The 14,084-nt window shown below is 67.3% G+C and carries 13 protein-coding genes; 7 read left to right on the top strand and 6 right to left on the bottom strand.

From position 1 onward, the window contains the following. Positions 1-85 precede the first annotated feature (85 nt). A complete protein-coding gene (locus U6115_RS19450; RefSeq protein ID WP_043580440.1) occupies positions 86-1,063 on the bottom strand; it encodes a hypothetical protein in 978 nt (325 codons plus the stop codon). A gap of 277 nt (positions 1,064-1,340) precedes the next feature. On the opposite strand from U6115_RS19450, the gene U6115_RS19445 reads away from it, so the two are divergent. The 5 genes from U6115_RS19445 to U6115_RS19425 all read left to right on the top strand — a co-directional run bounded on the left by U6115_RS19445 (position 1,341) and on the right by U6115_RS19425 (position 5,677). Next, the gene (locus U6115_RS19445) at positions 1,341-1,724 is read left to right on the top strand and encodes a c-type cytochrome (RefSeq protein WP_043580442.1); all 384 of its coding nucleotides are present in this window, start codon (positions 1,341-1,343) and stop codon (positions 1,722-1,724) included. Continuing rightward, a complete protein-coding gene (locus tag U6115_RS19440; protein WP_043580444.1) occupies positions 1,721-3,103 on the top strand; it encodes a D-arabinono-1,4-lactone oxidase in 1,383 nt (460 codons plus the stop codon). The genes U6115_RS19445 and U6115_RS19440 overlap by 4 nt, the downstream gene beginning before the upstream one ends. After that, positions 3,100-4,389 carry an alanine racemase gene (locus U6115_RS19435; RefSeq protein WP_043580446.1) on the top strand — a complete coding sequence of 430 codons (1,290 nt, stop codon included), beginning with the start codon at positions 3,100-3,102 and terminating at the stop codon, positions 4,387-4,389. Before U6115_RS19440 ends, U6115_RS19435 begins: the two co-directional genes overlap by 4 nt. A 78-nt stretch (positions 4,390-4,467) precedes the next feature. Continuing rightward, positions 4,468-5,049 (top strand): DUF3304 domain-containing protein, encoded by a 582-nt coding sequence (locus U6115_RS19430; protein WP_181243266.1) that lies wholly within the window; start codon positions 4,468-4,470, stop codon positions 5,047-5,049. 25 nt (positions 5,050-5,074) lie between these two features. Beyond that, positions 5,075-5,677 (top strand): DUF3304 domain-containing protein, encoded by a 603-nt coding sequence (locus tag U6115_RS19425; protein ID WP_146008446.1) that lies wholly within the window; start codon positions 5,075-5,077, stop codon positions 5,675-5,677. Here the strand turns inward: U6115_RS19425 and U6115_RS19420 are convergent. After that, positions 5,674-6,642, bottom strand: a complete 969-nt coding sequence (locus tag U6115_RS19420; protein ID WP_076098058.1) for a LysR family transcriptional regulator — start codon at positions 6,640-6,642, stop codon at positions 5,674-5,676. The genes U6115_RS19425 and U6115_RS19420 overlap by 4 nt on opposite strands. 95 nt (positions 6,643-6,737) lie before the next feature. On the opposite strand from U6115_RS19420, the gene U6115_RS19415 reads away from it, so the two are divergent. Continuing rightward, positions 6,738-7,961 carry an MFS transporter gene (locus tag U6115_RS19415; protein WP_043580449.1) on the top strand — a complete coding sequence of 408 codons (1,224 nt, stop codon included), beginning with the start codon at positions 6,738-6,740 and terminating at the stop codon, positions 7,959-7,961. A gap of 29 nt (positions 7,962-7,990) precedes the next feature. On the opposite strand, the gene U6115_RS19410 is transcribed toward U6115_RS19415, so the two are convergent. Beyond that, positions 7,991-8,458, bottom strand: coding sequence for a GNAT family N-acetyltransferase (locus U6115_RS19410; RefSeq protein WP_052258405.1), 468 nt, complete (start codon positions 8,456-8,458; stop codon positions 7,991-7,993). Positions 8,459-8,713: 255 nt separating this feature from the next. Here U6115_RS19410 and U6115_RS19405 point away from each other — a divergent pair, with 255 nt between their 5' ends. Next, positions 8,714-10,681 (top strand): flagellar assembly protein A, encoded by a 1,968-nt coding sequence (locus U6115_RS19405; RefSeq protein ID WP_080770339.1) that lies wholly within the window; start codon positions 8,714-8,716, stop codon positions 10,679-10,681. Between the two features lie 16 nt (positions 10,682-10,697). On the opposite strand, the gene U6115_RS19400 is transcribed toward U6115_RS19405, so the two are convergent. The 3 genes from U6115_RS19400 to U6115_RS19390 all read right to left on the bottom strand — a co-directional run bounded on the left by U6115_RS19400 (position 10,698) and on the right by U6115_RS19390 (position 13,939). Beyond that, positions 10,698-12,314 carry a methyl-accepting chemotaxis protein gene (locus tag U6115_RS19400; protein ID WP_052258407.1) on the bottom strand — a complete coding sequence of 539 codons (1,617 nt, stop codon included), beginning with the start codon at positions 12,312-12,314 and terminating at the stop codon, positions 10,698-10,700. 340 nt (positions 12,315-12,654) lie between these two features. Next, entirely contained in the window at positions 12,655-13,272 is a 618-nt protein-coding gene (locus U6115_RS19395; protein WP_080509403.1) for a hypothetical protein, read from the bottom strand. A 253-nt stretch (positions 13,273-13,525) separates the two neighbouring features. Beyond that, complete coding sequence (locus U6115_RS19390) at positions 13,526-13,939, bottom strand: GFA family protein (RefSeq protein ID WP_043580451.1); 414 nt, start codon at positions 13,937-13,939, stop codon at positions 13,526-13,528. Positions 13,940-14,084 lie beyond the last annotated feature (145 nt).

Genomic DNA, 14,084 nt, shown 5'->3' with positions numbered 1-14,084 from the left:
ACGGCGGCGCGGCCGCGCCGGCTTTTAGGGATGGGGGACGGACACGGCGGCGCTCGACCCGGCCCCGGGCGGGGCCGGATGCGGCTCAGCGCGACAGGTGGGGGCAGACGGCGGTGCCGCCCGCGCCTTCGGCGATGGCTTTTTCAATGGCTTGCGACAGCAGGTCGCGCTTGGTGGACAGCGAATAGATGTTTTCCTTCTCGGTCTCGGTGCCGTGCGGCGAGAACACCATCTCCGCCATGATGCGGTCGCCGACGATGCGGCCCAGCAGCGCCTGGGCGTCGTCCACCGAATGCGGCGTCTCCGAAACAATCATGTGGGTTTCGCGGCGGTCTTCGTCCATGAAGGCGCCGATGATCTCCTCGTGCGCGCTCTCCTGCGACAGCGTCCACAGCGCCGACACCACCACGTAGAGATCGCGCCACCGGTCGCCCAGCATCGCCTTCCATTCGCGCAGCGTGTCGGACATCACCCGCACCTGGTTCTGCGCGGCGGTGGTCTGGTTCAGCACGATTTGCGCGGTGAGCTTGCGCGAGTAGTGGCTGAACTCCTCCATATCGTAGCGGCCGCGCTCCAGCGTGTGGCGGATGAAATGCAGCGACGCGTGCAGGATCTCGCGGTTGGCCTGCCTGATGCCGGCATCCGGCCATTCCAGCTCGTCCAGATGGTCGTGCACATGCTGGATCTGGTCATGGTAGGCGGCCAGCGCCGGCGCCCACTGCTGCAGGGTGGAGTCGCACTGGTAGGCGGACAGGATGGAGTAGATGCCCAGCGGAATGTGCGAGATCGCCTTGCACTGGTCGTAGATCGGACAGACGTTTTCCTTGACGTGGCGGATGTCGGGATTCACCACCAGCGTGTAGCGGCCGCCGTCGAAGGTGGATTCGGCGAACAGGATGGGATAGATGTTGCGGCCTATCGCTTCGATATTGGCGGAATAGTTGGCGCGCATCGCGGCGTCGATGTCGCGGACGAACTGGAAGCACTGCCTGGCCCGGTCGCCGGCGGAATAGGCGTAATGCTTGCTGGTGTGCGGGTAGCCGTCTGCGGGATGGATGGTCATGGCGCGGGATCCTTTGCATGGTGGTGGCGGCGACGGAGGAGGCTGGCCCGGCTGGCCGCCGGAGCCGGGCAAAAGGGCGAGGGTGGGCGATGTTAACTGGAGTGTAAGCGGCGGCCTGCGGATTGTTATCGGCGTATCTACCTAGGACGAATACGGGGTGGACGGGCCGGGAGGCGGACGGACCTGTCCCTTGTGCTGGGGGCCGGCTGGCGCGGATGCGCGATGCTCTGGTTTTTTCAGGGAGCGCTGCGCTCCCGCCATCCGGAGCGAGTTCGATATGCCCATTCCATTCGCGCTTGATGCGCGGCGCGCGCTGTCCGTCGGCGCGCTGCTTTGCCTGGGGGCCTGCCAGGACGGCAAGCCGCAATCGGCGGATCTGCAAAAAGCCGAAACGCTGCGCCCGGCCGATGCCCGGCTGGCCGAAAAGTACGAGCGCTCCTGCCTGGGCTGCCATGGCGCGGCGGCCAGCCAGGCGCCGCTGACCGCCTTCGCCGCGGCCTGGGCGCCGCGGCTGCGGCAGGGCATGCCGGTTTTGCTCGCGCACGCGCGCGACGGTTTCAAGACGATGCCGGCGATGGGGTATTGCAACGACTGCAGCGACGAGGAGCTGCGGCGCCTGATCGTCTTCATGGCCGGCGCGGCGGCGGGAGCGCGTTCATGAAGCCGGCCGCCGTCACTCGCCGCCGCTGGCTGCAGCTGGGCGGCGCCGCCATGCTGGCCGGGCTGACGGCTCGCCCCGGCGCGCCAGCCGCGGCCAAGCCTGCCGGCGCTTATCTGTGGCGCAGCTGGAGCGGCCTCAACCAGTGCCGGGCGCAGGCGCTGGCCACGCCGGCCGACGAAGCCGAACTGGCGGCGCTGCTGCGCGGCGGCGGCCCGCTGCGCTGCGTCGGCTCCGGCCATTCGTTTTCGCCGCTGGTGCCCACCGGCGGCCGGCTGGTGTCGCTCGACCGGATGTCCGGCCTGAAAACGCAGGACCAGCAGGCGCTGACCGCCACCGTGCTGGCCGGCACCCGGCTGTCGCAGTTGTCGCGCCAGCTGGATGGCCATGGCCTGGCGCTGCGCAATCTGCCGGACGTGGACGCGCAGACTTTCGCCGGCGCCATCAGCACCGCCACCCACGGCACCGGCGCGCAGCTGCCGGCGCTGCATGCCGACGTGCTGTCGCTGCGGCTGCTGACTCCGGCCGGAGAGGCGCTGGCATGCAGCCTGGAGCGGCAGCCGGAGCTGCTGCAGGCGGCGCGGGTGTCGCTGGGCTGCCTGGGGGTGATAGTCGAGGCCGGCATCCGGGTGGTGCCGGCGTATTCGCTGCGGCGCCGGCTCTGGCTGAAACCGGTGGGCGAGATGCTGGAGGCGGCGCCGGAACTGGCGCGGCGGCACCGCCATTTCGAATTCTTCTATCTGCCCTTCACCGGTTACGCCGCCGCCATCACCCACGACATCAGCGCCGATGGCGCGGTATCGCATCCGGATTCGCAGGATGAAGACATGCTGCGCGAATTGCGCCGGCTGCGCGACTGGCTGGGCCGCGCGCCCGAGCTGCGGCGCTGGGTGGCGCGCAAACTGATAGACCCAGGGCTGGTCGAGCAGGCGCAGGACAAGTCCTGGCGGCTGCTGTCCAGCGCCCGGCCGACGCTGTTCAATGAATCGGAATGCCACGTGCCGCGCGAGGACGGCATCGCCTGCGCGCGCGAGGTGATCAGCCGGCTGGAGCGTCGCAACGAGGTGTTCTTTCCCATGGAGTTTCGCTTCGTCCAGGCCGACGACGCCTGGCTCAGCCCCTTTTACCAGCGCGACTCCTGCTCCATCGCCGTGCACGCGGCGGCCGGCGAGGCTTGCGACTACCTGGTGAGCGACATCGCGCCCATCTTCCGCCAATACCAGGGCCGGCCGCACTGGGGCAAGCTGCATGCGCACCAGGCGGCGGATTTCGCCGCCCTCTACCCGCGCTGGAACGACTTCTTGCAGCTGCGGCGTGAGCTGGACCCGGACGGACGGCTGCTCAATCCGCACCTGCGCCGGGTGTTCGGGATAAGGGCATGAAGCCGCCGCAGTGGAGCCGGCGCCAGCTATTGGCCGCAGGCGGCGCGGCCGGCGCGGCGGCGTTGCTAGGTTCGTTGCGCCCCGGCGAGCGCGGCAGCCCGCACGATGGTTATTTCCGCCAGTTGCCGGCCGCGTTGCGCGCGGCCGGCATCGCCACGCCGACGCTGGTGCTGGACCGGGAGCGGCTGCGCGCCAACGTCGGCCAGGTGCTGCGCAATCTGAACGGCCGCATCCCGCTGCGGCTGGTGGTGAAATCGCTGCCGTGTCCGGCGCTGTTGCGCGAGGCGGCGGCGCTGGCCGGCACTCGCCGGCACATGTTGTTCAGCTTGCCGCAGCTGTTGGCGATGGCGGAGGGCGACCACGACATTTTGCTGGGCAAGCCGCTGCCAGCCGCCGCCGCGCTGGCCTTCTACCGCGGTTTCCCGCCCGGCGCTTTTCAGCCCGAGCGGCAGCTGCAATGGCTGGTCGACACCCCGCAACGGCTGGCGCAATACCGCGAGCTGGCGCGGGCGCAGCGGCTGCGGCTGCGCGTCAATTTCGAGATAGACGTCGGCCTGCACCGCGGCGGCATCGCCGGCGGCGACGAGATGCGGGCGATGCTGGACATCCTGCGTTCCGAGCCCCGGCTGCAATGGGCCGGGTTGATGGGCTACGACGCCCACGTCGCCAAGCTGCCCGATCTGCCCGGCCTGCGCGCTCGGGCGCACGCCCATGCGCGGCAGGCGTACGCCGGCTTCGCCGAGCAAATCAAGGCCTGGCCGGGGCTGCTGGCCGGCTCCGGCAGCCCTTGCTTCAATGCCGGCGGCTCGCCGACCTACCGGCTGTACGACGGCTCCGGGGTGGAGAACGAGGTGGCGCTGGGCTCGGCGCTGGTGAAGCCCGGCGATTTCGACAGCGCGCTGCTGGCCGACCTGCTGCCGGCCTGTTTCATCGCCGCGCCGGTGCTGAAGGCGTTGCCGCGTTTCCAACTGCCCTACGGCGTCGAGTGGCTGGGCGGGCTGCTGCGCGCCTGGGACGTCAACGCGCGGCGCGCCTACTTTCTCTATGGCGGCAACTGGCTGGCCGATCCGGTTTCGCCGCCGGGGCTGGCCGGCAGCGCGCTGTATGGCGCGTCGTCGAATCAACAGGTGTTGCTGGGTTCCGGCCGGCAGGCGCTGAAGGTCGACGACACGGTGTTTTTCCGCCCGCGCCAGAGCGAGGCGGTGCTGCAGCAGTTCGGCGCCATCGCCGTGTACCAGGACGGCCGCATCGTCGAGATGTGGCAGCCGTTTCTGGCGACGGCGTGACGGTGCCGCCAGCGGCGCTTTGGATTATCATCGGGCGCTGGTTTCAGCCGGCTGGCGGCGATGAAGGGGAGGGCGGTTTTGCCTGATTGGAAAGCGTTTGCGAAAAAACTATTGTGGCTGACGGTCTGCGCCGGCCTGGCGGCGTGCCAAACGCCGGAATCGGCCAAGCGCAAGCTGGTTTCCGCCACCTTCGTCAATGTCGATCCGTCTTCCCAGGTGCGGTTCGCCAGCTTCGACGGCAACAGCGTGTGCAGCAGCAGCGGCGACACCTGCAGCGTGTGGCTGCCCGAGCAGTGGCAGCCGGGTCGGCGCGCCATCGTCAAATGGACGCAGGACCCCAGCCCCGAACGCAATGCGGATGGCAGCAAGCGCCCGCCTTACGGGCCGGGCGGCACGACCACCCGCGAGCTCGATCACTGGCGCGATATGCATGACAACAACCGCGTGCTGCTGGCGCTGAATGTCGAGGTGCCGCGCTACGCCAGCCCGTATGATTTGGAGCTGGTGTTCCTGCCATGCAAGCGCGTCGCCGTGCTGATCGACGCCGCAGACATTCGCCGCGTGATGGGGAATTTGCCCGGCGGCCAGGAGTATGAGGCGGAAATCCGCCGCCGCTTGGGCGCGGCCGGCGATTGCCAGCCGCCGCGGGTCGGCGAGTGATAGGGAGCTTGGGCGAGGAATGAGCATGCGATTCGGATGGGTGGTTTGGTGTTTGACGCTGTGGCTGACCGGCTGCGTCGGCTGGCCGGCGGATGGCGGCGGCTATATCGTGATAGCCGACAAGGAGATCGCCCCCGGCGAGATCGGGGTGGGCGGCGCGGCGATTTCAACCGACCCCGAGGTGTGGATCCGCGATGTCTATTTCAACGGCTCCTACATGATGGTGGTCAACCGCTACGCCGATGAGCAAGAGAACGCCGACGTCTACGATATCCGCGACAGCAAGTCGTTCAACGGCTCCACTTTCCAGCGCATCCACACCGACACCTGCTGCTACGGCCTGCCCCGGCAGTGGCGCCCCGGGCTGCAGGCGCTGGTGGAGTGGACGCAGAGCCCGGCGCGGCCGGGCTGGCAGCCGCAGGCGCCCACCCCGCACCGGGTATTGTTGAACTTGCCCAAGTACGACGATCCGGCCTCATTGCGGCTGGTGTTCCTGCCCTGCGGCGACCTCACCGCGGTCATCGATTACCAGCTGCGCGCGCGGGTGTTCCTGACCGATCCGCCGAAGGGGCCGGCCGAGCTGGCCAGGCGGCTGGGCGGCCGGACGCGCTGCGAGGCGGGCGGCTAATCGCGGATCGCGTCGGGCAGCGCGGCGCGCATCACCTCCACGAAGCCGCGCAGCCGCGCCGGATAAAAACGGCTGTACGGATACACCAGGCTGACCGGCAGCGGCGCGGCCTGCCAGTCCGGCGTCAGCTGGATCAGGCGGCCGGCGGCCAGGTCTTCCGTCATCACCCAGGCCGAACCCACGCCGACCCCCAGCCCCATCAGCGCCGCGCTGCGCAGCGCGTACAGGCTGTCGGTGCTCAGGCGCGGCTCTATCGGCAGGCGCGCCTCTTCTTCGCCGTCGACGCGGCGCAGGCGGATTTCGTGGCGGTAGTAGGTGCGCAGCGCCAGCCACGGCAGGCCGGCCAGCTCGGCCGGGGTTTGCGGGATGGGTCCGCCCGCCAGCAGCGCTGGCGACGCCACCACGATGCGCGGCACTTCCGCCAGCTTGATCGCCACCAGCGACGAATCGGTCACCTCGCCGACCTGGATCGCGCAGTCTATGCCGGCGGCGATGAAGTCCTGCGCCGCGCTGTCGTCGTGCAGCAACCACTCCACCTTCATGCGCGGATAGCGCTGCAGATAATCGGCCAGCGGCCGTACCAGCCTTTCCTGGCCGAAGGCGTGCGGCGCCACCACCCGCAGCATGCCCTCCGGCTCTTCGCGCGCGCCCCTGAGGTCGGATTCGAAGGCGGCCCAGCCGGCCAGCAGCTCCTTGGCGCGGGCGAAGCAGCGTTCGCCGTCGTCGGTCAGCCGCATGCTGTGGGTGGAGCGCTGCAACAGCTTCATTCCCAGCGATTTTTCCAGCGCCTGCAGCCGGCGGCTGATGGTCGGCTGGGTGGTGCCCAGTTGCTGGGCCGCCGCCGACAGATTGCCGGCCTCGACGATGCGGACGAAGGTCTGCATCAGTTCCAGCCGGTCGCCGGCGCTGGCCGGCAGGCTGACGCCCGGCTGCGGGTACAGATCGCTGATGATGGGTTTTTTCATACGTAAAATGTATAACAAATCTGCGCGGCGGCCCACTACCATCGCAGCGCGGCGGCATGCACACTGCGGGCATTCGTGAAACGGAGCCCACCCCGATGACTTCCATCCAAAAAACGCATGACCAGATTTTGGCCGCCGCGCCGTCGCGCGCCGACCAGCCTGGCAAGGCGCTGACTTTCCTGCTGGCCGCCGGCGCGGGGCTGTCGGTGGCCTCGTTGTATTACAGCCAGCCCATGCTGGGCATTCTGGCCGCCGACATCGGCGCCGGCAGCCGTGAGATCGGCCTGGTGCCGACGCTGACGCAGCTGGGCTACGCCTTGGGGATTTTGCTGCTGGCCCCGCTGGGCGACCGCCACGACCGGCGCGCCATCATCCTGGCCAAGGCGGCGCTGCTGGTGCTGGCGCTGCTGGCCTGCGCAATGGCGCCGTCGCTTCCTTGGCTATTGGCCGCCAGCCTGGCCATCGGCCTGACCGCCACGCTGGCGCAGGACATCGTGCCGGCGGCGGCTACCCTGGCGCATGAACAGCGGCGCGGCAAGGTGGTGGGCACGGTGATGACCGGCCTGCTGATGGGGATCTTGCTGTCGCGGGTGGTGAGCGGCGTGGTGGCCGGGCATTGGGGCTGGCGCAGCATGTTCATGCTGGCGGCCGGCGGGGTGGCGCTGATCGGCGTGTCCGCCTGGCTGTGGCTGCCGAAGTTCGCGCCGACCACGGCCCTGCCTTATCGCCAACTGCTGGCTTCGCTATGGGCGCTGCTGCGCCGCCACGCCAGCCTGCGGCAGGCGGCGCTGGCGCAGGGCTTGCTGTCGATGGGCTTCAGCGCCTTCTGGTCCACGCTGGCGGTGATGCTGCACGCCGCGCCGTTTCATCTGGGCAGCGCCGCCGCGGGAGCGTTCGGCCTGGCGGGCGCCGCCGGCGCGCTGGCCGCGCCGATGGCCGGCCATCTGGCCGACCGCCGCGGCCCGGCGGTGGTGGCCCGGCTGGGCGCGGGGCTGAGCGCGCTGTCCTTCGCCGCCATGTGCCTGATGCCGCTGCTGGATCCGGTCGCCCAGTTGTGGCTGCTGGGCCTGGGCACCGTGGGTTTCGACCTCGGCGTGCAGGCTTCGCTGATCGCGCACCAGACCATCGTCTACGGCATCGACCCCGGCGCGCGCAGCCGCCTGAACGCGGTGCTGTTCGTCAGCGTGTTCATCGGCATGGCGGGCGGAGCGGTGTGCGGCAGCATGTTGCTGGCGCAATGGGGCTGGCTGGCTGTGACCACGCTGGCCGCGCTGCTGGCGCTGGCCTCGCTGGCGGTACGCTGGGGGCGCTGGCAGTAAAGCGAGCGGCGGGGGAGGGCCGGCGGCGCTTAGGCCGGCAGCTCCAGGCCGTAGATGATGAAGCCCTTGTTCTCGCCCATCTTGTCGTACAGCGCGCGCGCCGCGCGGTTGCTGTCGTGGGTTTGCCAGTAGACGCGGTTGCAGCCGCGCGCGGCGGCCTGCCGATACACCGCCTCGATCAGCGCGCGCGCCGCGCCGCGGCCCCTGGCCTCCGGCGCGGTGAACAGGTCTTGCAGATAGCAGACGTCCGCCAGCCGGGTGGTGCTGCGGTGGATGACGGTGTGGACCAGGCCGATGATGTTGCCGTCTTGCTCGGCGAGCAGCGCGTCCACCGGCTCGGCCGGGTCGAAAAAGCGCGCCCAGGTCTGCGCGGTGATGGCCTCCGGCAGCGCGGTGTCGCCGGCGCGGCCGTAAAACGCGTTATAGCCGTCCCACAATGGCCGCCAGCCGGCGTAATCGCCTGTTTGCGCGGCTCTGATGACAAAATCCTGTTTCATGCGATACCTCAATCCCTGGTGATGGGGTTGGCCAGCCTGGCGGCGTCTGCGCGGACTGTGCGCCTGATGATCATTTTAATGCAAAAGGAATGCCGCAGGCTGGCGAGGTGGACGGCGCCGCGCGCCGGGCGCGCAAAGCCGGCATGAGTTTGCTACCTTGGTAGAAAGGGGGCGCGGCTTCCTTTCTCCGCGGGCCGTGCTTGCGCGCAAGCCGGGGGCTGCGGCCGGCAATCAGCTGTTCAGGCAGGCGCGATCATGGCAAGCACGACAGATCTCCCGCAATACCCGCCTTCCGGGTCCGGCTCGGCGCCTGAGCCCGGCCAGCCGTTCACTCTGCCGGATTTCATTCAGCTGCGTGCCGATGGTTTTTTCGTCGCGACCGAACTATTGAGCGGGGCCGAAGCCTTCCGCCAGGCGATAGACCAGATCTTCGCCGCCGGTTTTTTCCTGTCCGGCCTCGATTACCCGAAACTGTGTTACTACCTGTACGACTTCGATGCGGCCAACGCCGGCCCTGGGCAGCGGATCGCGCAATGCATCCTGTCTTTCGCCGAGGAACGGCGCGCGCTGTATCACGCGGTGATCCAGGTGGAGGCCGGCGTTGAATACCTGTTCGAGCAGGTGTTCCTGACCAGAAACGTCGCGACGCCGGTCTACGGCCGCGACCCGGCGGGCCAGCCGACTGTCGTCGGCCAGCGCGAAGAGTCGCAAACCCTGCCTTCCCGGCTGGAGTTCGACGAGATGGTCGCCCATCTGTGGCAGCAGGGCATTCGCTTCGGGCTGAACCGCGCCGTCATCGACGACTGCCTGGCCCAGCGCAAGGTGGGGCGTTTTCTGATCGCCTGTCCGCAGCCGCCGGTGCCCGGGGTGGACGCCGGCGTGCAGGAGAAGACGGCGGCGATCCGCCGCGACGACCACCCGCGCAAACTGTCCGGCGGCCGGGTGGACCTGACCCAGTTCCAGAACCGCTACCCGCAGATCAAGGCCAATACGGCGCTGCTGATGAAGACGCCCAGCGTGCCCAGCCGGCCGGGGCGCGGCCTGGATGGCTGCGTGATTCCCATCGCCGCCCCGCGCGATTTCGACCTGGCCACCCTGGCCGGCGAAGGCACCGAGGTGCGGGAAATGGAGGGCCAGGAGTTCATCGTCGCGGTGCGCGACGGCTTTCTCAGCATCGATGGCGAAACCAACCTGATCGCCATCGTCGACAAGATCGTCAACCGCGAAGGCGTCAGCGTCCGCACCACCGGCGACCTGGCCTTGCAGGGCGACGAATACGAAGAGCACGGCGAGGTGCAGGAACGCCGGATCGTCACCGGCAAGAACCTGACCCTGTGCAACGACGTGTACGGCACGGTCCGCTCCACCGGCGGCCGCATTCTGCTGAAGCAAAACCTGGTGGGCGGCGCCGCGCTGAACGACGATGGGCCGATCGGCGTCGAGGGCATGGTGTCCAACGCCCAGGTGCGCGCCGAGCGCGGCGACATCACCATCCAGCGCGCGGAAAACGCGCTGGTGATCGGCCGGCAGGTGCGCATCGCCGAGGCCAGCCGCTGCGTGATCGTCGCCGATGAAGTCGATATCGACAGCGCGATGGGTTGCGCCATCGCCGCCAGGTCGGTGCGCATCGCCCGCGTCGGCGCGCGCGCCAGCCAAGAGACGGCGATTTCCATCTTGCTGCCGGACTTGTCGGCTTTCGCCGCCCGGCAGGACTGGCTGGAAAAGCGGCAGCAGGAGGGGGCGCAGAAAACGGCGACGGCGCAGCAGGCGGTGGCGGCGCTGATGGGGGATGAAACCGTCAAGCGTTACGTGGGCCTGGCGGCGCGGCTGAAAAAGGGCGAACTGCAGCTATCGGCCGAGCAGCAGGCAGGCTGGAAGCGGTTGTCGGAACAGGCCGCCCCCAAGCTCAAGCAGCTCAACCAGCTGAACGCGATGCTGAAAGCGCTGCAGGACGAGCAGGCCGACTTCCGCGGCCAGGTGGGCGCGCTGGCCGAGGAGCGCAATGACGCGATTTCCGGCATACGCTGCCGACTGGAGGAGCTGAGCGGCGAAACCGTGGTGCGCTCGCTGATCCGTCCGCTCAACGCTCCGGCGCTGGCATCGCTGCCGCTGGAACAACTGCGCACCCGGCTGCGGGCGGCCGACGACCAGACCAAGGAGTTGTTTTCAGACAGCAGCGGCTGCTTCACCTGGCAATACTCGGCGCGCTTCGCCAGCCCTTGACGCCGGCCGCCTGGCCTCACAGCGTGTAGCGTTTGACCGCCTCGTTCATCGCCAGCACCGCCTTGTCCAGCTGTTGGGCGGTGGTGGCGGTTTGCTGCGCGGCCGCGCTGGACTGGGTGGCCATCTGGGCGATCTTTTCCACCTGGTTGGCGATGCTGTTGCAGGCATTGGCCTGTTCGCGGATGGCGTCGGCGATTTCGCTGACCATCTGCATGGCGGTGCCGGATGATTTGCCTATTTCGTCGATGGCTGTCATCGCCTCGTCCGCGCACACCACGCCGGAAGCGACCAGTTGCTGGGTTTCGCTCATCCGGCTGGTGGTTTGCCGCGAGGTGTCGGTGACGCCGCGTATCACTTGGTCGATCTCGCTGGTGAGGATGGCGGTGCGCTCGGCCAGTTTTCTCACTTCATCCGCCACCACGGCGAAGCCGCGCCCGGTTTCGCCGGCGCGCGCCGCTTCTATCGCGGCATTCAGCGCCAGCAGATTGGTCTGATCGGCGATGTCCTTGATGCTGCCCACCGAGTTGGCGATGCGGCTGTTTTGCGCCTCCAGTTCGGTGAGGCTGGTATTGGCGTGGCCGACGGTATCGGAGATGGAACGGATTTCCTCCACGGTCTTGGCGATCACCTGGTGGCCGTTGCCGGCGTGGCGGCTGGCCTCTTCGCTTTGCTGGTTGCTTTGCTCGGCGCGGTCGCCGACGTGGTTGATGCTGACGGTCAGCTGCTCCATGGTGGCGGCGATGGAAGCGGAGGCCTGGTTCTGGTTTTCCGCCGCGGTCTGCACGTGGTTGGCGGCCTGGCCGAGGTCGGCGCTGTAGCCCGCCACTTTGCCGCAGTTGTGCAGGATGTCGCGCAGGCTGTGGCGGATGCGCTGCACCAGCTGGTTGAAGGCGGCGGCGGTATTGCCGATTTCGTCCTTGGCGTTATGCACCTTGACCTGGCGGGTGAAGTCCAGGCGCTCGCCGATCTGGTTCATCGCGTGGTTCAGCTCATGCAGCGGGCGGGTGATGGATAGGTAGGTGCGCAGGCCCAGCGCCCCCAGCAGCAGGGTGAGCACCGCGGTGGTGGCCAGCGTGATGACGCGGGTGCTGCCGATCAAGGCCTGGGCCTCGGCCACTTCCTTTTCGACATAGCGCTTGTTGTAGTCGATGTGGGCGCTGATCGCCTTGGTCAGCGCATTGCCGGCCGGCGTCACCGCATCGGCGCGAATCTTGAGCGCGTCTTCCAGATTGTTGCGCTCCGCCGCTGCCAGCATAGGCTGCATTGCCGCGTAGTATTGGTCCAGCAGGCGGCCATCGTCGTTGAAGTGCCCGCGGTCTTCATCGTCGTTGATCATTTTCTGGTATTCGCCCAAGGCCGCCTTGGCGCTCTGGTAGGCGTCGCCGACTTTGCTTCTGGCCGCTGCGCGGTCGGCGGCGGTGGTGGAGGTCAATTCGTGCAGGCCGGCCAAGCGCAGCGTTCCCACCGCATTGCTGAACTGCCCTAAGTTAATCAGGCTGGGATAGTCGACGTTTGCGAAGCTGGTGGCGGTGTCGGCCAGCTGGGACTGGGTATGGAGGCTGTAAGCGCTGATGCCGATCTGGGCCAGGATGGAGAGCAGAATCAGCAGAAGGATTTTCTTGGACACAGTCATGGCGATGAGTTCCGTCAGTAGGCTGGCTGAGATTTGAGTATTAGTGTTGTTTTTTTATATTTCACCCTTTTTTGAATAAAAACTAAGTGTAAATACGGATTATTTTCAATAGCTTATGATGGTTTGCCATATGTCGGAGGGAGAGGCTTGGCATGAATCGATAAAATTAAGCGTAAATACGAATGATTCGACATTACCAATAAGAAGGCGTCTTAATTTGATTCGCAATGCGTGGAAATATCGCGCGGTTGATTATTTCCGATTGGATCACGGCGACTGCGGGGCGGAATGGCGGCTAGAAAACACGGCGGGATGGCGCAGGCCATCCCGCCGTCTGCGGCTAGTTGGGGCCGGGGCAGGCCGTGCTCTGGCCGTTCAGGCCCTGGGCCTGGATGGAAAACGAGGCGGTGCGGCGGCTGCCGGAGCTATTGATGGTGATGACGTAGATGCTGTCGAAGTCCGATCCCGACCAAGCCGGAATATTGGCGGATTGGTTGAGGTTGGCGAAGATCTGCTTGGCCAGCGTGACGATCTTCTTGTGCTCCCAAGCCACGAACACGGTGGAGCCGGCATAGTCGGAGGCCAGCAGCCGCGAGGCCAGGTCGGCGGTCTGGGTGAAGCCGTAAGCGGTGTTGACCGGCAGGCCCAGGCTGATGGCGGTGGGCTCTATCGTCGCCAGCGGCCGCACATAGTAGTAGTTGGCGCCGGAATCGGACACCTGGGTGGCGGGATCGGGCGCGAAGATGGCGTCGGGCGCGCCGAAGGCGCTGGTCAGCACCCGCGGCAACGCCAGCGCGCGGTTCAGGCCCTGGCAGGTCAGCTGGCCGAGGCCCTGGTCCGGTTTTTCGCCGTGGCGGATCATCACGATGGTTTCGGTGGCGGCGCCGGCGTGGGCTGCCAGCAGCAATAAGGCTGCCGGCGCGAGGCGGCGCATCCAGGCCGCGAATGGCATGTTCATTGGACTTCTCCTGGGGGTGGGCAATCGCGCGCCTGGTGCATGGCGCGTCAGCCGGCTATTTATAAAGCCGATTGATGTCATTGGCATTAATAGGCGAGTGGAGAGCCTGCCGCTGACGGTGAGGCCGGCAGGAAAAGCGTGCTCATGGCCAGGCGCTGCCACGGCGCTGGAAAGGCTGCGAATGAAAACAGCCAGCCGGGGGCTGGCTGTTGATTGAGGCTAAGAGGCCGGGTGTGGACTGGTTATTGGCTTGTTAGCCTTGCGCCGGCCCCGGCTTCTTCGGCAACTGCGGATTCATGTAGTCCCAGGCCGCGGCGCTGGCCACGTGAAAATCCAGCTTGGGCGCGTAGCGCGAGGTGTCGTGCAGCGTGCCGGCCTTGATGCCCAGCAGGCCGGGCATGGCGCTGAATCTGGCGAACAATTGCGAGCCGCAGTTCGGACAGAAGCCCCGGCTGTGGGTATTGCCGCTATCGGCGGTGGTTGCGAAGTATTTGGCCTGGCCGACAATTTCCACCGCCGCTTCGGGAAAAACCATGGCTGGAATATAAGCGCCGCCCGAGCTGCGCTGACAATCCTGGCAGTGGCAGTTGCCGGTGAACAGCGGTTCGGCGGCGACGGCATACTGGATTTCGCCGCAAAGGCACTGCCCGGTGTATTTCTCGCTCATCTGCATCTCCATGTGGCGCCAAGAAGCGCAGCCGCGCGCGGCGCGGCGACCGGCAGACTATATCCATACGGAATGGATGTGTGAAGCGCTTTGACCTGGCGCGGGGCAGGGCGGCAGGCGCATGGCGGGATTGGCGTACCGGCTT

This window comes from Chromobacterium subtsugae (genome assembly GCF_035919665.1).
Taxonomy (GTDB): domain Bacteria; phylum Pseudomonadota; class Gammaproteobacteria; order Burkholderiales; family Chromobacteriaceae; genus Chromobacterium; species Chromobacterium subtsugae.
The sequence above is the reverse complement of the archived record's forward strand: the minus strand, read 5'-3'. Positions and strand labels throughout refer to the sequence as shown.

Excerpts from the sequence above, each read along its gene's own strand:
- U6115_RS19450 (WP_043580440.1), bottom strand. The coding sequence starts at position 1,063 with ATGACCATCCATCCCGCAGACGGCTACCCGCACACCAGCAAGCATTAC.
- U6115_RS19390 (WP_043580451.1), bottom strand. The coding sequence starts at position 13,939 with ATGAGCGAGAAATACACCGGGCAGTGCCTTTGCGGCGAAATCCAGTAT.
- U6115_RS19425 (WP_146008446.1), top strand. The coding sequence starts at position 5,075 with ATGCGATTCGGATGGGTGGTTTGGTGTTTGACGCTGTGGCTGACCGGC.
- U6115_RS19420 (WP_076098058.1), bottom strand. The coding sequence starts at position 6,642 with ATGAAAAAACCCATCATCAGCGATCTGTACCCGCAGCCGGGCGTCAGC.
- U6115_RS19410 (WP_052258405.1), bottom strand. The coding sequence starts at position 8,458 with ATGAAACAGGATTTTGTCATCAGAGCCGCGCAAACAGGCGATTACGCC.
- U6115_RS19395 (WP_080509403.1), bottom strand. The coding sequence starts at position 13,272 with ATGAACATGCCATTCGCGGCCTGGATGCGCCGCCTCGCGCCGGCAGCC.
- U6115_RS19435 (WP_043580446.1), top strand. The coding sequence starts at position 3,100 with ATGAAGCCGCCGCAGTGGAGCCGGCGCCAGCTATTGGCCGCAGGCGGC.
- U6115_RS19440 (WP_043580444.1), top strand. The coding sequence starts at position 1,721 with ATGAAGCCGGCCGCCGTCACTCGCCGCCGCTGGCTGCAGCTGGGCGGC.
- U6115_RS19445 (WP_043580442.1), top strand. The coding sequence starts at position 1,341 with ATGCCCATTCCATTCGCGCTTGATGCGCGGCGCGCGCTGTCCGTCGGC.
- U6115_RS19415 (WP_043580449.1), top strand. The coding sequence starts at position 6,738 with ATGACTTCCATCCAAAAAACGCATGACCAGATTTTGGCCGCCGCGCCG.
- U6115_RS19405 (WP_080770339.1), top strand. The coding sequence starts at position 8,714 with ATGGCAAGCACGACAGATCTCCCGCAATACCCGCCTTCCGGGTCCGGC.
- U6115_RS19400 (WP_052258407.1), bottom strand. The coding sequence starts at position 12,314 with ATGACTGTGTCCAAGAAAATCCTTCTGCTGATTCTGCTCTCCATCCTG.